Origin of the sequence: Streptomyces marokkonensis, assembly GCF_039539045.1 — a bacterium.
Taxonomy (GTDB): domain Bacteria; phylum Actinomycetota; class Actinomycetes; order Streptomycetales; family Streptomycetaceae; genus Streptomyces; species Streptomyces marokkonensis.
On record NZ_BAABCQ010000047.1, the window covers coordinates 23,171 to 45,681 of the forward strand.

Sequence of the window (22,511 nt, forward strand, 5' to 3'; positions counted from 1 at the left end):
TGTGAGCGCCTTGCACAGCCGCCCTGCCCGGTTACCGCAGCCGGTTGCCGCGGGCCCTGTGCCGCTCGCGGACGATGGTGCCCTTCGCCTCCAGCTCCCGCAGCTGGTAGTGCACGGACGACTGGCTCTTCAACGGCCCGCACTCCGTGAGCTCCTTCACCTGAGTGCCTCCCGTGCTCATGTACCCCTGCTTCCGAACTGCGCTGTGAGACCGCTCCAGGTCGTCGTACAGCCGGTACAGCCGCTCCAGGGCGCGCAGGTCGGACACCGGTCGGCGAGCTGCGCCATCGGGGACTCCCAGTACGCCGTCCACCGGTCCCGGACGCTCTTCAGCAGCCCAGCCGGAGGCGCCGGCGGCTGCGGCAGGCCGACCGTCTCTGGGAGGGCGGCCAGACCATCCGGCCGGTTACGGCGCTGCCGCTTCGCCGGGTCCTTCGGAGCTGGCCCTCTCCCCGCCACCAGGACCACGTCCCACCCGCCAGTCGCGCAGCAGCTCGTCGGCCGGGTCCGGCTCGTAGGCGTCGAACCAGCGGCGTACCCAGGTGCGGGGCGGGCCGGTCTTGCATCGCCCGCAGCGGGCACGCCGGGCGCTCCGGCCGGCGCGCGGCGTCCCTCACGAAGGCGGCGGACACTCCCCCGCAGCCCCGCTCGTGGCGGAAGATCGCGGCGACGAACGACGTGCACCGGCACTGACGGGCGGGTTCAGGGGGCGCTCAGGCGGTGTCCCCGTGGTCGTAGACAGTCACGGGGACACCGCGCCGGGCGAGGCGGTCGGTGATCAACGGTTCGATCCGGGACCACTTGCCGCCGGCCAGGCCGCAGCCTATGCGGGGCATGTGCACGGACGCGCCGAGCTCGGCCGCCTTGTCGGCGAGGCGGCCGAGCGCGGTGTCGATCGCCTCGTAGCGCACGGGGGCGCCCTTGCTGCCGGTCCGCATGCCGCGCTGGCCGATCATGTTGGCCACCCACACGTACGGCTCGACCTGGACGAACTGGACCGCGCCCAGTTGGAAGTCGTTCGTCGCGCGGTCGCGGTGCCAGGCGCGGTAGGCAGCCTCCGGCTCCGGCCAGCGGTGCGAGACGGCCAGGACGAAGCCCTTGCCCCAACCGCCGAGGTCGTTGCAGACATGGGCGATCATCTTGACGCCCTTGACCGACGGGACGGTGGCGTCACCCCGGACATACCTGATCTCCGACATGACGCCACCGTAGAGGCCACCACTGACAGTGGCCCGGGGTCGCTACTTCCTCGGCGCCGACAGCTCCTGCTCGGCGTTCCGTGCCACCCCGCGGCGGACGCCGAACCAGCCGGCCACCAGCATCACCGCGATCACGGGCACGAGCAGCACGGTCTTGCGGCCGACCTCCTGGTCGTTCCACATCAGGACGACCACGGCCAGCAGGAAGGCGATCGTGACGATCTCCGTGACCGGGCTGCCGGGCAGGCGGAAGCGCGGACGGGTGAGGTGCCCGGCCCGGGCCCGGCGGACGAAGGCCAGGTGGCAGATCATGATGATCACCCAGGTGCTGATGATGCCCAGGGAGGCGACGTTCAGCACGATCTCGAAGGCCTTGTCCGGCACCAGGTAGTTCAGGCCGACGCCGAGGACGCAGACCGCGCAGGTCAGCAGGATGCCGCCGTAGGGGACCTGGCTGCGGCTCATCACGCCGGTGAACCTGGGCGCGGAGCCCGACATCGCCATGGAGCGCAGGATGCGGCCGGTGGAGTACAGGCCGGAGTTCAGGGAGGACATCGCGGCGGTGAGGACGACGAGGTTCATCACGTCGTCGGCCGCCGGTACACCGATGCCCGACAGCACGGTGACGAACGGGCTCTCGTCGCCCGAGTAGAGCGAGCTGGGCAGCAGCAGGGCCAGCAGGACGACCGAGCCGACGTAGAACAGGGCGACCCGCCACATGATCGAGTTCACCGCGCGCGGGACGACCTTCTCCGGCTCGGCGGTCTCACCGGCGGCGACGCCGACCAGCTCCAGGGCCGCGTAGGAGAAGATCACGCCCTGCATGACGAGGACGACGGGCATCACGCCGTGCGGGAGGATGCCGCCGTGGTCGGTGATCATGCCCACGCCGGGGGTGTGGCCGGCCACGTCGTGCTGGGTGGCCAGCAGGAAGATGCCGATCAGCATGAAGCCGACGAGGGTGGCGACCTTGACGATCGCGAACCAGAACTCCATCTCGTCGAAGATCTTCACCGAGATGAGGTTCACGGCCAGGACGACCGCGAGGGCGATCAGGGCGAGCGCCCATTGCGGGACGCTCGTGAACATACTCCAGTAGTGCGTGTACAGCGCGATCGCGGTGATGTCGGCGATGCCGGTCGTCGACCAGTTCAAGAAGTACATCCAGCCGGCGACGTAGGCGCCCTTCTCGCCGAGGAACTCGCGCGCGTACGACACGAAGGATCCGGAGGAGGGCCGGTAGAGCACCAGCTCGCCGAGGGCCTTGACGACGAAGAAGGCGAAGACGCCCGCGACGAGGTAGGCGATGGCGAGCGCCGGACCCGCGTCGCGCAGGCGCCCTCCGGCGCCGAGGAAGAGGCCGGTGCCGATCGCGCCGCCGATGGCGATCATGTTTACGTGGCGGGCCTTCAGGTCCTTGCTGTATCCGGCGTCACCCGCGTCCGCGGGTCGTTCGGCCGCCTGGGGGTGGTCGGCGGCCTGTGCCGTGGCGACGGCGTCCTTGCTCACGGGTGGTACCAATCTCTGGTGCGCCCGGGCGGGATACGCCCAGGTCGTCCGTACAGCGACAAGGCCCGCACCACCCTTCGCGGCACAGACCAGGGCGGCACCTTCCCACGACTGTGCGTGTCCATGCGGTGTCTCATGTCACACAGCGTGACTTCTCACAGGATCCGTCAGTCGTCTCCACAGGATGCGCGAGAGGTGTCACGGCATTGTGTGTCACAGCATTGCTGAGACAGCGATACTGCTGCACATGACGACGACGACCGACACCGGGGAGACGCCGGCCCTCACGATCGACGAGCTGGCAGCGCGGGCCGGCGTCACGGTGCGCACGGTCCGCTTCTACGGCACCAGGGGGCTGCTGCCGCCGCCGGCGATCGGGCCGCGCCGGGTGGGGCACTACGGCCGGGAGCACCTGGCCCGGCTGGCGCTGATCGAGGAGTTGCAGCACCAGGGCATGACGCTGGCCGCGATCGAGCGGTATCTGAAGCAGCTGCCGCCGGACCTGAGCGCACACGACCTCGCGCTGCACCGCGCGGTGGTTGCCTCCTGGGCGCCTCGGACGGCGGAGAGCGTCACGCGCGAGGAGCTGGGCCGGCGGGCGGGCCGGCCGTTGACCGACGACGAGGTGGGCCGGCTCGCGGCGATGGACGTCGTCACCCGGGACGCGGACGCCCGGGACGGTGACACCTACCGCGTCGACGTTGGACTGCTCCGGCTCGGCGTCGAGCTGCTGGACGTGCCCTTCTCCCCCGAGACGCTCCTCGCCGCTCGTACGGCCCTCCTCGAACACTCCCGCGCCGCCGCGCGCGACCTGTCGCGACTGCTGCGCGACGCGGTCGCCGAACGCGACGCGCGGGACGTGCGGTCCCTGTCCGCCCACATGCACCCGCTCGTGGTGCAGGCGCTGCTGACCACGTTCCAGCGGTCGCTGCGGGAGGAGCTGCGGGAGTGGCTGGGCCCTGGCGGCGAGGAATGAGCCGCCTGCTCAGCGGCCGTCGGTGAAGACCTCCCCCTTGTCCGCCTTCTCCACGAGCAGCTCGGGCGGTGTGAAGCGATCGCCGTAGCGGTCGGCGAGCTCCCGCGCGCGGGCCACGAAGCCGGGCAGGCCCCCTTCGTAGCCGTTGATGTACTGGAGGACGCCGCCGGTCCAGCCGGGGAAGCCGATGCCGAGGATCGAACCGATGTTGGCGTCCGCGACGGAGGTCAGCACGCCCTCCTGAAGGAGCCTGACCGTGTCGAGCGCCTCCGAGAAGAGCATGCGTTCCCGCATGTCCTCGAAGGGAATCGCGTACCCGGGCTCGGTGAAGTGCTCGCGCAGCCCCGGCCAGAGCCCGGCCCGCCCGCCGCCGTCCCCGTACTCGTAGAACCCGGCACCGCCGCTGCGCCCCGGGCGCCCGAACTCGTCGACCATGCGGTCCACCACGGCGTCCGCGGGATGCGCGGTCCAGGTGCCGCCCGCCTCCTCCACCGCCCGCCTGGTCTCCTCACGGATCTTCCGGGGCAGCGTGAGCGTCAGCTCGTCCATCAGGCTGAGGACCCTGGCCGGGTAGCCCGCCTGGGCCGCCGCCTGCTCGACGGAGGCGGGCTCGATGCCCTCACCGACCATCGCCACACCCTCGTTGAGGAAGTGACCGATGACCCGGGAGGTGAAGAAGCCGCGCGAGTCGTTGACCACGATCGGCGTCTTGCTGATCTGCCGCACCAGGTCGAAGGCCCGCGCCAGCGCCTCGTCCCCCGTCCGCCCACCCTTGATGATCTCCACCAGCGGCATCCTGTCGACCGGCGAGAAGAAGTGCAGTCCGATGAAGTCGGCCTGCCGCTCGACGCCCTCGGCCAGCGCGGTGATGGGCAGCGTGGAGGTGTTGGAGCACAGCAGCGCGTCGGGGGCGACGACGTCCTGGATCTCCTGGAACACCTTGTGCTTGAGGGAGGTGTCCTCGAAGACCGCCTCGATGACCGCGTCGCAGCCCGCGAGGTCGGCGGCCTCGGCGGTCGGCGTGATCCGCGCCAGCAGCGCGTCCGCCTTCTCCCGCGTCGTACGGCCCTTGGCGACCGCCTTGGCGCAGACCTTCTCGGAATAGCCCTTGCCCTTGACCGCCGACTCCAGAGCGACATCCTTCAGGACGACGTCGATGCCCGCACGGGCGCACGAGTACGCGATCCCCGCACCCATCATCCCGGCACCCAGCACAGCCACCTTGCGGACCTTCCGTGCTTCGACTCCCTCGGGGCGGCTGGCACCGGAGTTGACCGCCTGAAGATCGAAGAAGAACGCCTGGATCATGTTCTTCGAGGTCTGGCCCGCGGCCAGCTCGACGAAGTAGCGGGCCTCGATGACCTGGGCGGTCTCGAAGTCGACCTGGGAGCCCTCGACGGCCGCGGCCATGATGTTGCGCGGCGCCGGGTAGGGGGCGCCGTTCGTCTGCTTGCGCAGGTTGGCGGGGAAGGCGGGCAGGTTGGCCGCGAACTTGGGGTGCGAGGGCGTGCCGCCGGGGATGCGGTAGCCGGGCCTGTCCCAGGGCTGGGCGGACTCCGGGTTGGCGTCGATGAAGGCGCGGGCCCTTGCGAGCATGTCCTCGCGGCTGTCGGCGACCTCGTCGACCAGGCCGTTCTCCCGGGCCCGGCGGGGGTTGTACTGGGTGCCCTGGAGGAGCACCTTGAGCAGCGCGTCGGTGATGCCGAGCATCCGGACGGTGCGGACGACCCCGCCGCTTCCGGGGAGCAGGCCGAGGGTGACCTCCGGGCAGCCGATCTTGGAGCCGGGGGCGTCGAGGGCGACGCGGTGGTGGCAGGCGAGGGTGATCTCGTAGCCGCCGCCGAGGGCCGCGCCGTTCATGGCGGCGACGACGGGCTTGCCGAGGGTCTCGATGCGGCGCAGGTTCCGCTTGATGGCCATGCCGCCGTCGAAGAGGTCCTGGGCGGTCTCGGGGGTGTAGCGGATCAGGTCGCGCAGGTCGCCGCCGGCGAAGAAGGTCTTCTTGGCGGAGGTGACGATGACGCCGCGGATCGAGTCCTTCTCGGCTTCCAGGCGGTCGGTGATCACGGCGAGGGATTCACGGAACGCCCGGTTCATGGTGTTCGCGGACTGGTCGGGGTCGTCGAGTACGAGGGTGACGACGCCGGTGTCGTCCTGTTCCCAGCGGATGGTGGTGCTCTCGGTCGTCATGGCAGGGGTCTCCAGTGAGGTCTTTTGTGGCCGCGGTGCCGCTTCCGCGGGGATCAGATGCGCTCGACGATCGTGGCGATGCCCATGCCTCCGCCCACGCACAGGGTGGCCAGGCCGTGGCGCTTGTCCTGGCGCTCCAGTTCGTCGACGAGCGTGCCGAGGATCATCGCGCCGGTGGCGCCGAGGGGATGGCCGAGAGCGATGGCGCCGCCGTTGACGTTGACCTTGTCCAGGGGCAGGCCCATGTCCTTGACGAAGCGCAGGACGACCGCGGCGAACGCCTCGTTGATCTCGACCAGGTCGATGTCGTCGATGGTCAGCCCGGCCTTGGCGAGCGCCTTGCGGGTGGCGGGGGCGGGACCGGTGAGCATGATGGTGGGCTCGGAGCCGGACACGGCGGCGGAGACGATCCGCGCGCGCGGGGTGAGCCCGTAGCGGTCGCCGACCTCCTTGGAGCCGATGGCGACCAGCGAGGCGCCGTCCACGATGCCGGAGGAGTTGCCCGCGTGGTGGACGTGGTCGATCTTCTCCACCCAGTGGTACTTCTGCAGGGCCACGGCGTCGAACCCGCCGAGTTCGCCGATGTCGGCGAAGGACGCCTTGAGACCGGCGAGGGAGTCGGCGGTGGTGCCCGGGCGCAGGTGCTCGTCGTGGTCGAGGACGGTCAGGCCGGCGCGGTCCCTGACCGGTACGACGGACCGCTCGAAGCGGTTCTCCTTCCAGGCGTTGGCCGCGCGCTCCTGGGAGAGGGCCGCGTACTCGTCGACGTCGCGGCGCGTGAAGCCCTCGATGGTGGCGATCAGGTCGGCGCCGATGCCCTGCGGGACGAAGTTGGTGGCGAGGTTGGTCATGGGGTCGTTGAACCAGGCGCCGCCGTCCGAGGCCATCGGCACCCGGGACATCGACTCGACGCCGCCGGCGAGGACCAGGTCCTCCCAGCCGGAGCGCACCTTGGCGGCGGCCAGGTTGACGGCCTCCAGGCCCGAGGCACAGAAGCGGTTCTCCTGGACGCCGGCCACGGTGTCCGGCAGCCCGGCCGCGATGGCGGCGACGCGTGCGATGTCGGAGCCCTGGTCGCCGACCGGGCCGACCACGCCGAGCACGACGTCGTCGACGGCGGCCGGATCCAGGTCTGGGAAGCGGGCGCGGATCTCGTGGATGAGGCCGACGACCAGGTCGACGGGTTTCGTGCCGTGCAGGGCGCCGTTCGCCTTGCCGCGTCCGCGCGGGGTGCGGATCGCGTCGTACACGTACGCTTCGGTGGTCACTGGCAGGCCTTTCACTGAGGGTTGTCCGGTGCGGGGTTCGGGCCGGGGTTCCGGGCGGGGTCCGGCGCGGGGTTCCGGGCGGGGTCCGGCGCAGGATGTCGAGCGGGGTTCGGGCCGGAGTTCCGGGCAGGGCCCGGCGCGGGGTTCCGGGCGGGGTCCGGGTGTGGGGGCAGGTCCCAGTCGCGGGTAACGGCGTCGGTGTCGGCGCCCGGCAGGGCGGGTCCGGTACGGACCGCGGTGGGGGTCGCCGAGAAGCGGGGCGCCGGGGCCGGCTGGGTGATGCCGCCGTGGTCGGTGAAGGTGGAGCGGGCCGCGAGATGCGGGTGGTGCGGGGCCTCACGGAGCGACAGGACGGGGGCGACACAGGCGTCGGAGTCCGCGAAGACGGCCGTCCACTCGTCCCGGGTACGGGATCTGAACCGGGCGGCGATGGCCCCCCGCAGCTCGCCCCAGCGGGCCATGTCGTCGCGGGCGGGTGCCTGGCCGGGGATACCGAGCAGGTCCGTGAACTCGGCGTAGAAGCGCTGCTCCAGGGCGCCGACCGCCATGTACCGGCCGTCGGCGGTCTCGTAGGTGCCGTAGAAGGGACAGCCGCCGTCGAGGAGGTTGGCGCCGCGCCGGTCCTGCCAGCCGCCGGCGGCGAGCATGCCGTGGATCATCGAGGTGAGGTGGGCCGTGCCGTCGACGATGGCGGCGTCGACGACCTGGCCGGTGCCCCTCGCGCGGGCGTGGTGCAGGGCGGCGAGGAGGCCGACGACCAGGTAGAGGGAACCGCCCGCGTAGTCGCCGAGGAGGTTGGCGGGGGCGGGCGGGGGCGCGTCGGGGGCGCCGGTCATGCCGAGGGCGCCGGTGAGCGCGATGTACCCGATGTCGTGGCCGGCGCGCTGGGCGAGGGGGCCGTCCTGGCCCCAGCCGGTCATGCGGCCGTAGACGAGGCGTGGGTTGCGGGCGTGGCAGGGCCCGGGGCCGACGCCGAGCCGTTCGGCGACGCCGGGGCGGTAGCCCTCGATGAGGACGTCGGCGCGTTCGGCCAGGTCGAGGACCCGGGCCGGGCCGTCCGCCGACTTCAGGTCGACGATCACCGAACGCTTGTTGCGGTTGGTGACGTCGTGGGCGGGGTCGACCGCGAGGCCGGGTCCGCCGGGGCGGTCGACGCGGACGACGTCGGCGCCCAGGTCGGCCAGGAGCATGGCGGCGAAGGGCCCGGGGCCGATACCGGCCAGCTCGACCACGCGTACTCCGGTGAGCGGGCCCTCGGGCGGCGTCCGCCCCGCCGTCTTCGCTTCCGACATCGAGCCCCCAGCTCTGTGACACAAACGATGTAACACCAGTGATGCTAGAAACGTGTTCCACTGGGCACAAGACCCGGGCGAGCAAGCGCTTAGCCAATTATGGGCAGGCTCACTCCGGACCGACAGTCCTCACGCTAGCCTCGGCCACCGGCAACGGCGCGTGCTGCGGATCCAGGGGTTGCCGACGGGTGACGAAGGGATGTCATGAACAGGCTGAAGAGGGCCGACCGCCCGTACGACATCGTGCTCTTCGGAGCGACGGGGTTCGTCGGCGAGCTCACCGCGGAGTATCTCGCCACATACGCGCCGGCCGGGCTGCGCTGGGCGATCGCCGGCCGCGGCGAGGACAGGCTGCGGCGGCTGCGGGAGCGGCTGCCCGGCGCGGCGGACGTCGGCGTGCTGCGCGCGGACGTGTCCGATCCGGCCTCGCTGCGCGAACTCGCCGAGCACGCGCGCGTGGTGGCCACGACGGTGGGCCCGTACGTCCGGTACGGCGACGCGCTGGTCGCCGCCTGCGCCGAGACCGGCGCGGACTACCTCGACCTCACCGGTGAACCCGAGTTCGTGGACCTGATGTACGTCCGCCACGACGCCCGCGCGCGGGAGACCGGCGCGCGGCTGGTGCACGCCTGCGGCTTCGACTCCGTGCCGCACGATCTCGGTGTGCACTTCACCGTGCGGCAGCTGCCTCAGGGTGTGCCGCTGACCGTGGACGGCTTCGTGACGGCCGACGGCACCATCTCCGGCGGTACGTTCGCGTCCGCGCTGGGGCAGCTCGCGCGCGGCCGGCAGATGCGGGCGGCCGCGCGGGAGCGCCGGCGGCACGAGCCCCGGCTGGTGGGACGCCGGGCGGTGACACCGACCGGCGCGCCGCGGTTCGCCGGCGAGGTGGGGGCCTGGGCCCTGCCCCTGCCGACGATCGACGCGCAGATCGTGCGGCGCTCCGCGAAGGCCCTGGACCACTATGGCCCCGACTTCCGCTACCGCCACTACGCCGCCGTCCGGCATCTGCCCGTCGCGGTGGGCGGGGCAGCGGCCGTGGGCGCGCTGGTGGCGGCGGCCCAGGTACCACCGGCGCGGCGCTGGCTGTCCGGCCGGCTCAAGCCCGGTGACGGGCCGGGCCCCGAGAAGCGGGCGAAGAGCCGGTTCTCGGTGCGCTTCGTGGGCGAAGGCGGCGGCCGGAAGGTGTTCACCGAGGTCGCGGGTGGCGATCCGGGGTACGGCGAGACGGCGAAGATGTTCGCCGAGGCGGCGCTCTCCCTGGCTCTCGACGACCTGCCGCCGGTGGCCGGGCAGGTCACGACGGCCGTGGCGATGGGGGACGCGCTGACCGAGCGACTGCGGGCGGCGGGCATCCGCTTCCGGGTGGCCGCGACCCGCTGACGACCTTCCCGCACCGGGGCCTGCCTGACTGAGAGCCGGCCTGTCCGGCACCCTCTCCGGCAGCCTGTCCGTGGGCGGGCCCGCGCTCGGGCCCGTGGGCAGGTCCGTGGGCAGGTCCGTGGGCAGGTCCGTGGGCAGGTCCGTGGGCAGGCCGCTACCCCGACCACCCGGCGATCGTGTAGATCATCCCGCCGATCCAGGCCAGCCCCGCCCCCACGGCGAGCACCAGCCCCGCGGCCACGGCCCGCTCGGCGGGCCGGCCGGGGTGGTGGGCGGACTGGTCGGGTGTGCGATGCGTCGTCACATGCGTCCAGCCTGCCGCCGCCGACAACGAGCGCACATCCGTACGGATACTCAGGTGAGTACCGAGCAGTCGCCCGCGACCAAAGCCCCTGGCGTCCACCCGGGTTTGAGACTTTTCCCACGGCCGACAACCTCTGTCAGCACCGATGCGCGGCAAAGTCCCAAAAAGGACTTCAATGAAACCCTTGAAGGTATGAAGTTCCTTCTCGAAGTCACCATGGACGAGGGCGCGCTCGCCGAGGACCCCACGGGCGAGTTGCAGCGGATCCTGCGGTACTGGGGCGGCAACCTGAAGCACTACGCGATGCGGCCCGGCGACGGCTCGGTGGTCTACGACTCGGCGTACCGGGAGGTGGGCCGCTGGAGCGTCGAGGGTCGGGCCGAGTAGGCGGTGGCATCCCTCAGGGCCGCGCGGCACAGGGCGTCCGCCCTGCGGGTGGTCTCCGGCAGACGGTAGGCGGAGGCGAGTGCCAACGTGTGCGCGCACGCGTTGTCCAGGCTCGTCCGATGGCCGACGGAGACGAAGACCGGCTTGACGCCGTCGCGGGTGCGGACGGCGCGTCCGACCTCCTCGGCGCCGGCGAGCAGCGGGGTCGTACTGCCGCGGGACGCGTCCGGGTCGTCGTACGTGAAGGTGAACGGGTTCTTGGCCACGCCGATCGTAGGTAGGCCCGTGAGCACACCGAGGTGACTGGCGAGGCCGAAGCGACGCGGGTGGGCCAGGCCGTAGCCGTCACAGACGACCAGGCCCCGCGGAACGGGCAGGGCGTCCAGCGCGGCGAGGACGGTCGGGATCTCGCGGAAGGCGAGCAGGCCGGGCACGTACGGAAAGGAGATCCGTCCGACGGCCGTGGCCTCGGCGACGACGGCGAGGGTCGCGGCGTCCAGCACCACGGCCGCGGCCGCGACGACATCGCGTCCGTCGTCGTAGGCGACGTCGACGCCGGTCACCCGGCCGGTGCCGGGCGGCGGGCCCGGCTCGTCGCGCACCACGCGTGCCCGCAGTTCCTCCTGGACGGCGCGGGCCCTCTCCTCGGTCGCGGGCCAGTCGGCGGGGATCTGCACGGTCACGGTCGTCATGGTGGCGGCAAGCCTACGGCAGCCCCCGGAGTACGCTCGCGGTCATGTTCGTACTGGAGCTGTCCTACACCGCCCCGCAACACGCCGTCGACGCCGTGCTGGGGGAGCACGTGGCGTGGCTCGACGAGCTGTACGAGCAGGGGGTGTTCCTGGCGTCCGGGCGCAAGGAGCCCCGCGACGGTGGAGTGATCATCGCCGTCGCGGGGGACCGTGCGCGGATCGAGGAGGTCACCGCGGGCGACCCGTTCGTCAGGGCCGGCGTGTGCGCGTACCGCGTCACCGAGTTCGTCGCCACGAAGACGGCACCGGCACTGGAACGGTACCGGGAGGCCCTCGGCCGGTAGCACGTAGCCGTACGGCTCACTTGTCCAGTGCGCGCCGCAGATCGCCCTTGTTCATGCTCGAACGGCCGTGGACGTCACGGCGCTTGGCCTCCTGGTAGAGCTGGTCGTAGGTGGGCCCCTGGGGGCCCTGCCGATTTCCGGACCGCTGCCCGCCCCGCTTGCTCGGTGACTTGTCCCGCGTGGACGTACGGCCGGCGGTCTTCGACTCGCCGGACTGGGCGCGCTCCTTGTTCACCGTCCTGGCCGCGATCTCCTTGGCCCGGCCGGTGCTCTCGCCACGGTCCTCGGCGCTGTCCTTGATGTGCTCGTACTGCCGCTCCCGTTTGGAGCTGGAACCGCGTGGCATGTCCGCTCACTTCCTCTCACGTTCAGCGAACGGATACCCACGTTACGGACGAACACCCGGCCTCGCGCGCCGTCAGCGCTCCAGCCGGCGGTCGAAGCCAGGGGGCCATCCGAAGGACCGTGTGCGGCACGCGTGGGGCGGGCAGGTGTGCCGCAAGTGCCTTATGGGGCACGCGAGGAGAGTCGCGCCACTCCCGTTCACTCCCACGCATGAAGGCGGTGACAGAGGTCACTCGTTCACCGTGTGCACGGATCGGCTGATTCCGTCGTCTCTTCCAGTGCCCGGCCCGCACCACCGGAAAGCCCGTCCAGCCGTCACGAGGGAGCAAGGCGTTGTCCACCGTCATCGAGCAGCCCGTCGAGGCGCGCCTCGTCGCCGCCGCGCCGCGTATGCCGAGCATTCCCGCCACGCTGCACTACGACCGCGGCGACCCGTTCGCCGTCCGCATGACCTTCCCGGCCCCGGCCACCCTCGAAGGTGTGGAGGTCTGCTGGACCTTCTCCCGCGAGCTGCTCATCTCGGGCATGCGGGAGCCGGACGGTCACGGCGACGTGCGGGTGCGCCCGTACGGATACGACCGCACCGTCCTGGAGTTCCACGCGCCCGAGGGCACCGCCGTGATCCATGTGCGTTCGGGTGAGCTGCGCCGGTTCCTCGAGGCCACCGGCGAGCTGGTGCCGGTCGGTCTGGAGCATCTCCAACTGGATCTGGACCACGGCCTGGCGGAGCTGATGCGCGGGACCTGCTGATCGGTCCCCGACTCCCCCGCGCGCCGTTCCGGCCGCCCGCCGCCCTCAGCCTTGTCCTCAGCCGTCCGCCGACGCCACGCCGGCCGCCCTCATCCGCCCGCCGACGCCACCGACCGCGCCGCCTCCGCGCTCACCGCTCCCCACACCTCGCCCACGATCTTCCGCAACCCGGGCGCCGCGTCCCCGCAGCGCCCGGTCAGCTCCGCGATCCGGCCCTCCCGTAGCGCGCCTGCCTCGGCGGACCCGAGAGTGCGCGGCTCGTGAGTGCGCGGCTCGTGAGTGCGCGGCTCGTGAGTGCGCGGCTCGTGAGTGCGGGACTCGTGAGTGCGGGACTCGTGAGTGCGGGACTCGAGGGCGCGGGGCTCGACGGCGCGGGGCTCGACGGCGCGCAGTTGCGCCGTGGCCGCCAGCGCGGCCACGGCCGCGTCCCGCTCGGAGACCTCCCCGGCCGGTGCCGGCCCCTCCACGACGTACCGCGTCTCCTCCCGGAGCGCCCGCGCCGCCGCGACCCGCGCCAGGACGTACTCGACGGACGGAAACACGCCGAGGACGCGCCGCTTCTCGGCACGCAGGTAACCCTCGGCCACCAACTGCTCCCGGACGGCGTCGAAGGTGACCCGCGCGTGCAGTCGCACCCAGGTCCGCCACCCGTGCGGCAAAGACTCGCGGACCAGGTCCAGCAGCCCGTCGAGGACGGCGTCACCGGTACGCGCGTCCAGGTCGACGGGGGTGGCGATGCCCTCGTCGTCGGTGAGCAGACCGCGCTGGGCCAGTTCGGTGAGCGCGCCGGCGCGCACCAGGTGGTGGTGGCGTGGGGTGTCGGCGGCCCCGGGCCGCGCGGGGTCCCAGGCCAGCAGACAGAGCCGGGCCGGCAGTGAGAGCGAGCCGTCGGGCACGGGGCCTCCTCGGGGCTGTGCGACCGGATCCGCGTTAAGGCGTTGACAGCCGACCCGGCCCCTCGTACGTTATATAGCGCTTCTGTTGCCGCCGATCGGAGAAGGACGTTGCTCGTCTGAGGTTCTGAGACACCGCGTCACACATGTCATGTGTGGACGTCGCGTGCGACCTCGGCGTTCGAGCCGTCCTCGCGGAGCAGGGCATTTCTCATGCCCGGCCCTCCCGGGGCTCCTCCTTCCCTCGCCCGACGGCGGTCGCCGCCTCTCGGTGTCTCGATACGCGTTTGCCCCTGACCGCTTCGAGCAACCGCGGAGACCCCGTATGTCTACTTCCATCACCTGTACGTCCCTCTCCTTCGCCTGGCCCGACGGCACATCCGTCTTCGAGGGACTCGACACCGCCGTCGGCCCCGGCAGGACCGGGCTCGTCGGTGTCAACGGCTCGGGCAAGTCCACCCTGTTGAAACTGATCGCCGGGCGGCTCACCCCGGCCGACGGCACGGTCCGCGTGTCCGGGGAGGTCGGTTACCTCCCGCAGAACGTCACGCTCGACACCGCGGAGCGGGTCGACGAGGCGCTCGGCATCGCCGCGCGACGGGCCGCGCTGCACGCCATCGAGGCGGGCGACGTGGCCGAGGAGCACTTCGAGACCGTCGGCGACGACTGGGACGTCGAGGAACGCGCCCTCGCCACGCTCGGCGAACTCGGTCTCGGCCACGTCGGACTCGACCGCACCGTCGGCGAGGTCTCGGGCGGCGAGTCGGTGCTGCTGCGGCTGGCCGCGCTGCTGCTGCGCCGGCCCGACGTCCTGCTCCTGGACGAGCCCACGAACAACCTCGACGTGTACGCACGGGGACGGCTGTACGCGGCCGTCGACTCCTGGCCCGGCGTGATGGTGGTGGTCAGCCACGACCGCGAGCTGCTGGACCTCGTGGACCAGATCGCCGACCTGCGCTCCGGGGAGATCACCTGGTACGGCGGGAACTTCTCGGCGTACGAGGAGGCGCTGGCCGTCGAGCAGGAGGCGGCCGAGCGGATGGTGCGCGTCGCCGAGTCGGACCTGCGCAAGCAGAAGCGCGAGCTGGCCGACGCCCAGGTCAAGCTGGCTCGACGCAAGCGGTACGGCCAGAAGATGTGGGACCAGAAACGCGAGCCGAAGATCGTCATGGGGGCGCGCAAGCGCGCGGCGCAGGAGTCCGCGGGCAAGCATCGCATCATGCACGAGGAGAAGCTCGCCGAGGCCAGGGAGCGGCTCGACGACGCGGTGGAGGCCGTACGGGACGACGACGAGATCCGTGTCGACCTGCCGTACACCGCCGTACCGCCGGGACGGTCGGTGCTCACGCTCCGGGACCTGGAACTGGTGTACGGCGCGCGCGTGGAGGACGGTCTCGATCTGCACGGGCCGGAGCGGATCGCGCTGATCGGGCGCAACGGCGCGGGCAAGACCACGCTGCTGCGCACCATCGCCGGGGAACTGGAGCCGGTGGCGGGCGAGGCGACGGCGCACGTACCGCTGCGGTTCCTGCCGCAGCGCCTCGACGTCCTCGACGGTGAGCTGAGCGTCGCGGAGAACGTGGCCCGGTTCGCGCCGGGCGCCACCAACAACCGGATCCGGGCACGGCTGGCGCGCTTCCTGTTCCGGGGCGCGCGCGCCGACCAGAAGGCGGCGACGCTGTCCGGTGGCGAGCGTTTCCGGGCGGCCCTGGCCGCGCTGATGCTGGCCGAGCCCGCACCGCAGCTGCTGATGCTGGACGAGCCGACGAACAACCTGGACATGGCGAGCGTGCGGCAGCTCACGACCGCGCTGGAATCGTACGAGGGGGCGCTGCTCGTGGCCAGCCACGACCTGCCGTTCCTGGAGTCGATCGGCATCACCCGCTGGCTGCTGATGGAGGAGGGAGAACTGAGGGAAATCACGCCGGAGACTGTCGGGTATTCCGCCTAGCGTCGCCCGCATGAGCGAGTTCATCAGCATCACCGGAGCCAGGGCGAACAACCTCCAGGACGTCACCCTCCGCATCCCGAAGGGCCGGTTGACCGTGTTCACCGGCGTTTCGGGGTCGGGGAAGTCGTCGGTCGTGTTCGACACGATCGCGGTCGAGTCGCAGCGCCAGCTGAACGAGACGTTCACATGGTTCGTACGCAACCGGCTGCCCAAGTACGAGCGGCCGCACGCGGACGCCCTCGAGGACCTGTCCCCCGCCATCGTCGTCGACCAGCGCCCGGTCGGCGGCCACTCACGGTCCACCGTCGGCACGATGACCGACATCCACTCGGTGCTGAGGGTGCTGTTCTCCCGGCACGGCACGCCCAGCGCCGGGGCGGCCACGGCCTACTCGTTCAACGACCCGTCGGGCATGTGCCCCGGCTGCGACGGGCTGGGCCGCAGGGTGCAACCCGACTGGGACCGCATCCTGGACCCGGCCAGGTCGCTGGCCGACGGAGCGGTCCGCTTCCCGCCGTTCGCGGCGGGGACCTGGCAGGGGCAGGCGTACACCAACACCGCCGAACTGGACCCGGACAAACCGGTCGGCGACTTCACGGACACCGAGCACATGTTCCTGATGCGCGGGCGGCCCGGCAGCAAGGTCACCGTCAACGGCACGGGCGGCACCTGGACCACCGAGTACGAAGGACTCGCCGACCGCTTCGAGCGGCTGTACCTCAAGCGGGACCTGTCGGCGATGGCCGAGAAGACCCGGGAACTGGTGCGGCGGTTCCTGGTCGAGGGCCGCTGCCCCCAGTGCGGCGGCGCCCGGCTGAACGCGGCGGCGCTCGCGACCCGGATCGACGGGCGCTCCATCGCCGACTGCTCCGCTGTGCAGGTCACCGACCTGATCACCGTACTGGGAGAGATCGACGATCCGGTGGCCCGGCCGATCGCCGCCGCCGCCGTCACCGCGCTGGAGCGCGTCGAGGCGATCGGCCTCGGCTACCTCAGCCTCGACCGGGAGACCTCCACCCTGTCCGGTGGCGAGGGACAGCGGCTGAAGACCGTACGGCACCTCGGCTCCAGCCTGACCGGTATGACGTACGTCTTCGACGAGCCCAGCGCCGGGCTGCACCCGCGCGACGTCGGACGCCTGGGCGACCTGCTGCTGCGGCTGCGCGACAAGGGCAACACCGTGCTGGTCGTCGAGCACGACCCGGACGTCATCGCGCTGGCGGACCACGTCGTCGACATGGGACCGCGGGCCGGCGCGGACGGTGGCCGGGTCGTGTTCGAGGGAACGCCGGGCGAGCTGGCCCGGGCGGACACGCTCACCGGACGGTTCCTCGGGCGCCCTACGACGGTGAAGGAGGACCCGCGGACGCCGACCGGTGAGCTGTGGGTGAAGGACGCCGGCCGCCACAACCTGCGGGACGTGACGGTGGCCTTCCCGACCGGGGTGCTGACCGCGGTCACCGGGGTCGCCGGGTCGGGCAAGAGCACGCTGGTCGCGGAGCTGGTCGCCGGCCATCCGGACGCGGTGGTCGTCGACCAGTCGGCCATCGGCATCTCGGCGCGCTCCACCCCGGCGACGTACCTCGGGATCATGGACACGGTACGGAAGCTCTTCGCGCGGGAGACGGGCGCCGAGGCCGGCTTCTTCAGCTTCAACTCGGCGGGGGCGTGCGGCACCTGCGGAGGGCGCGGGGTCATCCACACCGACCTCGCCTTCATGGACCCGGTGACCATCACCTGCCACGACTGCGAGGGCCGGCGCTTCCGGGAGGAGGTGCTGGGACTGACGGTTCGCGGGAGCTCCATCGCCGACGTGCTGGCGATGACCGCCGACCAGGCACTGGACTTCTTCGCCGACGCGGGCGTACGGCGGCGGCTGCGCGCCCTGCGCGACGTCGGCCTCACCTACCTCACGCTGGGGCAGCCACTGTCCACGCTGTCGGGCGGTGAGCGCCAGCGCGTCAAGCTGGCCACCCGGCTGCACCGCACCGGTGCCGTGTACGTCCTGGACGAACCGACCACCGGTTTGCACCTGTCCGACGTCGAAGGGCTGCTCGCCCTGTTGGACCGGTTGGTCGACAGCGGCAACACGGTCGTGGTCGTCGAGCACCATCTGGACGTGGTGGCCCACGCCGACCGGGTGATCGACCTCGGCCCGGACGGGGGCCGGGACGGCGGCCGGGTGATCTTCGAGGGCACCCCGCGCGAGCTGCTCACGGCCCGCGGCTCCAGTACGGCGGAGCATCTCAGGAGGGCCACGACTGTGTGACGTGCCTCTCGGTCCGGTCGCGGGAGCTCTGCGGCCAAGCCGTCGCGGACGTCATCCGTTCGGCTCCGCGACCTGCGTGTCCCGGTGCCGTCCCGAGCCGTCCCGAAGCCGTCCCGACACTTCTCCACCCCGATGGACGGTGGCTGATCAGGGACCTTTACAGTGCGTTTAACCTACGGTCTCGTAACCTACGGTTTCGTAGCCTACGATCCCGTAGGTTCCCCGGCACCGCTCGCCGGGCCGCATTCCGCTCTGTCGCACGTCCCCTGGAGTTCTCCGTGACGATCGTCTCCCCGCACCTCGGCAATTCCGCCGAATGGACCGACGCCCGGCTGCTGTACGCGCTGGAGGAAGTGGTCGAGACCGAACTCAACCGGCATCTGAAGGTCGCCAAGGACTGGATGCCGCACGAGTACGTGCCGTGGAGCGACGGCCGGAACTTCCCGGGCGTCTTCGAGGACGGCGAGGCCTGGGCGAAGGATCAGTCCAAGGTCACCGAGATCGGACGGATCGCCCTGGTGGTGAACCTGCTGACGGAGGACAACCTCCCCAGCTACCACCACGAGATCGCGAGCCTCTTCGGCCGGGACGGCGCCTGGGGCACCTGGGTGCACCGCTGGACCGCGGAGGAGGGCCGGCACGGCATCGTCATGCGCGACTACCTGCTCGCCTCGCGCGCGGTCGACCCGGACAAGCTGGAGGAGTTCCGCATGGCCCACATGAGTGAGGGCTTCGAGTCGGACAACCGGCACTCGATGCTCCACTCGGTGGCCTACGTCGCCTTCCAGGAGCTGGCCACCCGCGTCTCGCACCGCAACACGGGCCACCAGTCCGGCGACCCGGTCTGCGACCGCATGCTGGCCCGCATCGCGACCGACGAGAACCTGCACATGGTGTTCTACCGCAACCTGCTCAAGGCGGCCTTCGAGCTCGCGCCCGACCTGACGATGCAGGCGGTACGGGACGTGGTCGTGCACTTCCGCATGCCCGGTCACGGCATGCCCGGCTTCGAGCGGGCCGCCGCGCAGATGGCGATCGGCGAGGTCTACAACCTGCGCATCCACCACGACGACGTGATCCAGCCCGTGCTGCGCTACCTGAAGATCATGGAGATCGACGGCCTCGGCCCCGAGGGGCAGGCGGCCCAGGAGGAGCTGGGGCTGTACATGGGCGGACTGGACGCCGAGGCTTCCAAGTTCGACGAGAAGCTGGCGGCGCGCAAGGCGCGGATGGCGGCCCGCGCGGCGGGCTGACCCGGGGCGTGTCCCACGGGGCCGGCCGCTGTCACCCGTGGGACACTGGCCGCTGTCACTGCGGGCCGCCGTCGCTCCAGGGCCCCCGTCACTTCCGGCCCGCTGTCGCCCGCAGGCCGCTGTCACTCGTGGGCCGTGGTCTCCTCCAGCGCCGCGTCGCGCACGTCGGGGACCGGGTGGCGGCGCAGCGTCCGCAGCAGCTCGCGCCAGGGCGCGGGCCATTCCTCGCGGCTGCCGAGCGCGCCGGTGACGGCGACGGCCAGCAGCCCCTCGGCGTGGCCGCCGTGCCGGGCCAGTGCCACGACCTCGGCGCGGAGCACCTCGGCGTCGCCCCGGTTGCGCCGCAGGCCGTCGACCAGCCGGTCGGCGAGAGCGGTGCGCCCGCCGGCCACGACGGCGCGCAGCAGGTCCTGGCGTGCCGCCTCGGGGGCGTCGGCCAGCGGCCTCGAACGCCGCGTCCGGCACGCCCAGGCTGCCGGCGACACGCAGGGCGTGGCCGCGCACGTACGGGTCGGCGTCGGCGATCCGGTCCGCGATCCACTCGGTGTCGCCCCCCGCGGACGCGGCGACGACGGCGAGCTGAAGCCCGTAGGCACCGTGCCGTTCGAGCTCGTGCAGTACGGGCCGCAGTACGGTCGACTCCCGGGCGCGCAACGCCAGTTCACGCATCCGCTGTGGGTGGGCGAGCGGATCGAGGGCGTGCAGCCGGCCCTCGGCCTCATCCTGGGCGGCGGCTCGCGACGTGCGAGGATTCTGCCTGCCGGGGCGGGCACGGCACAGCAAATTGACGGCACGGACGGCACGGGCGGCACGACGTGAGGCACCGAACCGGCTCCGACGTCGGCACGGCACCGGCACCGGCACCGGCACCGGAGTCAGCGCGGGACGCGCCGCAGCGCCACGCGCTCCTTCTCCGACAGCCCGCCCCAGACGCCGAAGCGCTCGTCGTTGCTCAGCGCGTACTCCAGACAGACCGAGCGGATCGGGCAGAGGGCGCAGATCCGCTTGGCGTCCCGTACCGAGCTGCCGGGCTCGGGGAAGAAGAAGTCGCCCCCGGTCTGTGCGCACAACGCCTCCTCCTGCCAGGCGAGGTCGGGCATCGCGATCGTTTCGATGTGCATGTTCCAGAGCGTGCCGGGCCGCGGAAAACGTTCGATCAACGCGGGATCAACGCCCGCGGCCGGGCCCCTGGCCGACCCGATGGTCCCCCGCCGGGCGCGGGTGCGCACGGCGGCGCGCGGAAGCGGTTGTCAGTGGTGGGTGGAAGACTCGGCGGTGCAGGCAACGGGACCCTTCCGAGGAGGGCGATGATGCTCACCACCCGTTTCGTCACCGGCGCGCCGAACTGGATCGACGTCGGCACCTTCGACACCGACGTCGCCGCTTCCTTCTACGGTGGCCTCTTCGGCTGGCGGTTCCGGCCGGCGGGGCCCGAGGCCGGGGGTCACGGCTTCTTCGAGCTGGAAGGCCGGATCACAGCCGGCGGTGCGCGGACCACGCCGGAGCAGGGCCCGCCGTCCTGGACGGTGTACTTCCAGACTCCGGACACGGAAGCCGCCGCCAAGGCCTCCGAGCAGGCCCGGGGCAGTGTGCTCACCCGGCCGGCGGACGTCACGGGCCAGGGCACGACGGCGATCCTCGCCGACCGGGCCGGGGTGCCGTTCGGTGTCCGGCAGCCTCAGCGGCTGGGCGGCCTGACCGTGGCCGGCGAGGCCGGGGCGCTGTGCTGGGTCGAGCTGTACACGGCGGACATCGCGGCCGCCGCCGCGTACTACGACGCGGTGCTGGGGCTGGAGACGTCCGCCGTTCCCTTCCCCGGCACCGGGACGTACACGTGCGTGAACCCGGCCGGGGAGGGCGAGGAGAGCATGTTCGGCGGCGTTGTTCCGCTCGCCGACGACCCGGTGGAGACGGACGCCCACTGGCTGCCGTACTTCGCGGTCGACGACACGGACGCCGCGGTCGCCCGGGCCCGGGAGCTGGGCGGCACGGTGCGGATGCCCGCGACGGACATCGAGGGTGTCGGGCGCCTCGCCCGGCTCGCCGACCCGCACGGAGCCCGGTTCGCGGTGCTCAGACCGACGCCGCGGGAGGCGTAGGACCTGTCCGGCGGGGCCTGATCAGCCGTGCGTCGTCGAAAACCCGGCCACGGCCACGTCCTCCGGCACCCGACATGCGGCACCCGGCACCCGGCACCCGACACCCGGCACCCACGCTCGGCATCCGGCACCCGCGGGGCGCCCGTGCGTGAGGCCCCTCAGTGCTGGTGGGCGGGGGCCTCCTCGGCCTCCTCCCCGGTCGTGGCCTCCTGCCCGTGCGCGTGCTCGTGCGGGTCGTAGCCGGGGATCGTGCCGTCCGGTTTCTTCACCAGGAACAGGCCCACCATCCCCATGTCGGAGTGGCTCTGCACGTGGCAGTGGTACATCCACGCCCCGGCGCCCACCCCCTCCCCCGCGATGATCTGGAAGCCGAAGGAGTCCGCCGGCCCGGTGATCTTGTTGTCTATGACCTGGCTCGGGTCGTCGGGCCCGGTGAGCATGCCGGTGCGGTTGTCCGCCCAGCGGTGACCGTGCATATGGAAAGTGTGGTAGTACTCGCCGTGCGTGATCATCACGATCTCGACGCGGTCACCCACCGTGGCCTCGAAATCCGGCCCGGTGTGGGGCTCCCGGTTGTTGATGAGCATGTCGTTGAAGACGATCGTGTGCGTGGCGTCCGGCAGCACGTCGCCCTTGCGGCGCACGATCACCGGGCCGTACAGGCCCTTGCGGATGCCGCCGGTGCCGTGTTCCGTGCCGACGACGTGGTCGTGGTAGTGCCAGTAGCCCGCGCTGCCCGCCCGCCAGGTGCCGTCCGCCCGGCGGCCGGGCCTGTGGGTGCGCCAGGTGTAGGTACGGGTGCCGCCGGGCTCGACGTCGCTCTTGTTCATCTTCGTGCCGTCGCTGGAGATCTCGTAGTCCAGGCCGTGGACGTGCAGGCTGGCCCGCACGTCCATCGTGTTCTCGAACTCGATGTGCAGCGTGTCGCCCTCGTTGAGCTCGATCAGCGGGCCGGGGATGGACGCCTTGCCCTTCTCGAGGCCGTAGCCCATCTGCCCGTCGGGCAGCTTCTCGGCGTACATCCTGATGTGTCTCACCTCGCCCCCGGCCGGTGCCGTCTTCGTGGTGGCTCCCTCGGCGGCATCGGCCGCGTCCGCCGTGCCGACGGCCTCCGGAGCGATGGACAACGATGTCGCGACGGCCGCGCCGCCCAGCAGGACCCGTCGGTTGAAGCCTCGTCTGTCCATGTCGAACTCCCCACGCCGGTACGGAACTTGAGAAGATGTGGCCAATGATTGGCCTGATTGGCTGTGATGAACCTGTGGGACGGTACCGGTTGCCGCATCGTTTATCCACACTCAGGACAAAGTTCGTTCGATCCTGGTCATACCTATTGGCGAACCGCGCAAAGAGGTCTAACTTCCTTGGCGCTGCTGCCGTGACCGAGGAGGTGCCCATGCACTTACG

At 71.6% G+C, this 22,511-nt stretch carries 22 protein-coding genes and 1 pseudogene; 10 read left to right on the plus strand and 13 right to left on the minus strand.

Annotation, left to right across the window (positions count from 1 at the left end):
• Positions 1–31: 31 nt before the first annotated feature.
• The 3 genes from ABEA26_RS14455 to ABEA26_RS14465 all read right to left on the minus strand — a co-directional run bounded on the left by ABEA26_RS14455 (position 32) and on the right by ABEA26_RS14465 (position 2,708).
• Positions 32–268, minus strand: a complete 237-nt coding sequence (locus ABEA26_RS14455) for a LexA family transcriptional regulator (protein ID WP_345592549.1) — start codon at positions 266–268, stop codon at positions 32–34.
• Positions 269–713: 445 nt separating this feature from the next.
• Positions 714–1,199, minus strand: a complete 486-nt coding sequence (locus tag ABEA26_RS14460) for a macro domain-containing protein (RefSeq protein WP_345592550.1) — start codon at positions 1,197–1,199, stop codon at positions 714–716.
• Between the two features lie 42 nt (positions 1,200–1,241).
• Complete coding sequence (locus ABEA26_RS14465; protein WP_345592551.1) at positions 1,242–2,708, minus strand: amino acid permease; 1,467 nt, start codon at positions 2,706–2,708, stop codon at positions 1,242–1,244.
• Positions 2,709–2,955: 247 nt separating this feature from the next.
• Between ABEA26_RS14465 and ABEA26_RS14470 the strand changes: the two genes are divergently transcribed.
• The gene (locus ABEA26_RS14470) at positions 2,956–3,684 is read left to right on the plus strand and encodes a MerR family transcriptional regulator (protein ID WP_425587839.1); all 729 of its coding nucleotides are present in this window, start codon (positions 2,956–2,958) and stop codon (positions 3,682–3,684) included.
• A gap of 9 nt (positions 3,685–3,693) precedes the next feature.
• Here ABEA26_RS14470 and ABEA26_RS14475 read toward each other — a convergent pair whose 3' ends face one another.
• Genes ABEA26_RS14475 through ABEA26_RS14485 form a run of 3 tightly spaced genes read right to left on the minus strand, consistent with a single transcriptional unit; the run spans position 3,694 to position 8,434 of the window.
• On the minus strand, positions 3,694–5,874 hold the full coding sequence (locus ABEA26_RS14475; RefSeq protein ID WP_345592553.1) for a 3-hydroxyacyl-CoA dehydrogenase NAD-binding domain-containing protein: 2,181 nt from the start codon (positions 5,872–5,874) through the stop codon (positions 3,694–3,696).
• A 53-nt stretch (positions 5,875–5,927) separates the two neighbouring features.
• A complete protein-coding gene (locus tag ABEA26_RS14480; protein WP_345592554.1) occupies positions 5,928–7,142 on the minus strand; it encodes an acetyl-CoA C-acetyltransferase in 1,215 nt (404 codons plus the stop codon).
• A gap of 11 nt (positions 7,143–7,153) precedes the next feature.
• Positions 7,154–8,434, minus strand: a complete 1,281-nt coding sequence (locus tag ABEA26_RS14485) for a CaiB/BaiF CoA transferase family protein (protein WP_345592555.1) — start codon at positions 8,432–8,434, stop codon at positions 7,154–7,156.
• 204 nt (positions 8,435–8,638) lie between these two features.
• Between ABEA26_RS14485 and ABEA26_RS14490 the strand changes: the two genes are divergently transcribed.
• Entirely contained in the window at positions 8,639–9,817 is a 1,179-nt protein-coding gene (locus ABEA26_RS14490; protein WP_345592556.1) for a saccharopine dehydrogenase family protein, read from the plus strand.
• A gap of 154 nt (positions 9,818–9,971) precedes the next feature.
• Here ABEA26_RS14490 and mmpA read toward each other — a convergent pair whose 3' ends face one another.
• On the minus strand, positions 9,972–10,121 hold the full coding sequence (gene mmpA, locus ABEA26_RS14495; RefSeq protein ID WP_345592557.1) for a morphogenic membrane protein MmpA: 150 nt from the start codon (positions 10,119–10,121) through the stop codon (positions 9,972–9,974).
• A gap of 192 nt (positions 10,122–10,313) precedes the next feature.
• Here mmpA and ABEA26_RS14500 point away from each other — a divergent pair, with 192 nt between their 5' ends.
• Positions 10,314–10,508: a hypothetical protein gene (locus ABEA26_RS14500; protein WP_345592558.1), complete on the plus strand. Its 195-nt coding sequence runs from the start codon at positions 10,314–10,316 to the stop codon at positions 10,506–10,508.
• On the opposite strand, the gene ABEA26_RS14505 is transcribed toward ABEA26_RS14500, so the two are convergent.
• Positions 10,451–11,200, minus strand: coding sequence for an endonuclease V (locus ABEA26_RS14505; RefSeq protein WP_345592559.1), 750 nt, complete (start codon positions 11,198–11,200; stop codon positions 10,451–10,453). The genes ABEA26_RS14500 and ABEA26_RS14505 overlap by 58 nt on opposite strands.
• A gap of 44 nt (positions 11,201–11,244) precedes the next feature.
• On the opposite strand from ABEA26_RS14505, the gene ABEA26_RS14510 reads away from it, so the two are divergent.
• Positions 11,245–11,544: a YciI family protein gene (locus tag ABEA26_RS14510; RefSeq protein ID WP_345592561.1), complete on the plus strand. Its 300-nt coding sequence runs from the start codon at positions 11,245–11,247 to the stop codon at positions 11,542–11,544.
• A gap of 16 nt (positions 11,545–11,560) precedes the next feature.
• On the opposite strand, the gene ABEA26_RS14515 is transcribed toward ABEA26_RS14510, so the two are convergent.
• Positions 11,561–11,890, minus strand: a complete 330-nt coding sequence (locus ABEA26_RS14515; RefSeq protein ID WP_345592563.1) for a plasmid stabilization protein — start codon at positions 11,888–11,890, stop codon at positions 11,561–11,563.
• A 332-nt stretch (positions 11,891–12,222) separates the two neighbouring features.
• Here ABEA26_RS14515 and ssgD point away from each other — a divergent pair, with 332 nt between their 5' ends.
• Positions 12,223–12,639, plus strand: a complete 417-nt coding sequence (gene ssgD / locus ABEA26_RS14520; protein ID WP_345592565.1) for a spore wall synthesis regulator SsgD — start codon at positions 12,223–12,225, stop codon at positions 12,637–12,639.
• 338 nt (positions 12,640–12,977) lie between these two features.
• Here ssgD and ABEA26_RS14525 read toward each other — a convergent pair.
• A pseudogene (locus ABEA26_RS14525) lies at positions 12,978–13,535 on the minus strand (GOLPH3/VPS74 family protein); the annotation flags it as partial.
• Positions 13,536–13,857: 322 nt separating this feature from the next.
• On the opposite strand from ABEA26_RS14525, the gene ABEA26_RS14530 reads away from it, so the two are divergent.
• The 3 genes from ABEA26_RS14530 (at position 13,858) to ABEA26_RS14540 (ending at position 19,005) form a co-directional block, all read left to right on the plus strand.
• The gene (locus ABEA26_RS14530) at positions 13,858–15,483 is read left to right on the plus strand and encodes an ABC-F family ATP-binding cassette domain-containing protein (protein ID WP_345592567.1); all 1,626 of its coding nucleotides are present in this window, start codon (positions 13,858–13,860) and stop codon (positions 15,481–15,483) included.
• A 10-nt stretch (positions 15,484–15,493) separates the two neighbouring features.
• Positions 15,494–17,752 carry an ATP-binding cassette domain-containing protein gene (locus ABEA26_RS14535; protein WP_345592568.1) on the plus strand — a complete coding sequence of 753 codons (2,259 nt, stop codon included), beginning with the start codon at positions 15,494–15,496 and terminating at the stop codon, positions 17,750–17,752.
• 278 nt (positions 17,753–18,030) lie between these two features.
• Positions 18,031–19,005, plus strand: coding sequence for an acyl-ACP desaturase (locus ABEA26_RS14540; RefSeq protein ID WP_345592570.1), 975 nt, complete (start codon positions 18,031–18,033; stop codon positions 19,003–19,005).
• 122 nt (positions 19,006–19,127) lie between these two features.
• On the opposite strand, the gene ABEA26_RS14545 is transcribed toward ABEA26_RS14540, so the two are convergent.
• Positions 19,128–19,490: a hypothetical protein gene (locus ABEA26_RS14545; RefSeq protein ID WP_345592571.1), complete on the minus strand. Its 363-nt coding sequence runs from the start codon at positions 19,488–19,490 to the stop codon at positions 19,128–19,130.
• A gap of 7 nt (positions 19,491–19,497) precedes the next feature.
• On the opposite strand from ABEA26_RS14545, the gene ABEA26_RS14550 reads away from it, so the two are divergent.
• Complete coding sequence (locus ABEA26_RS14550; protein WP_345592572.1) at positions 19,498–19,824, plus strand: hypothetical protein; 327 nt, start codon at positions 19,498–19,500, stop codon at positions 19,822–19,824.
• Positions 19,825–19,880: 56 nt separating this feature from the next.
• Here the strand turns inward: ABEA26_RS14550 and ABEA26_RS14555 are convergent, their stop codons facing one another.
• Entirely contained in the window at positions 19,881–20,126 is a 246-nt protein-coding gene (locus ABEA26_RS14555) for a WhiB family transcriptional regulator (protein ID WP_345592573.1), read from the minus strand.
• Positions 20,127–20,315: 189 nt separating this feature from the next.
• Between ABEA26_RS14555 and ABEA26_RS14560 the strand changes: the two genes are divergently transcribed.
• Positions 20,316–21,104, plus strand: a complete 789-nt coding sequence (locus tag ABEA26_RS14560; RefSeq protein WP_345592579.1) for a VOC family protein — start codon at positions 20,316–20,318, stop codon at positions 21,102–21,104.
• Positions 21,105–21,262: 158 nt separating this feature from the next.
• Here the strand turns inward: ABEA26_RS14560 and ABEA26_RS14565 are convergent, their stop codons facing one another.
• Positions 21,263–22,291, minus strand: a complete 1,029-nt coding sequence (locus ABEA26_RS14565; protein ID WP_345592574.1) for a multicopper oxidase domain-containing protein — start codon at positions 22,289–22,291, stop codon at positions 21,263–21,265.
• Positions 22,292–22,511 lie beyond the last annotated feature (220 nt).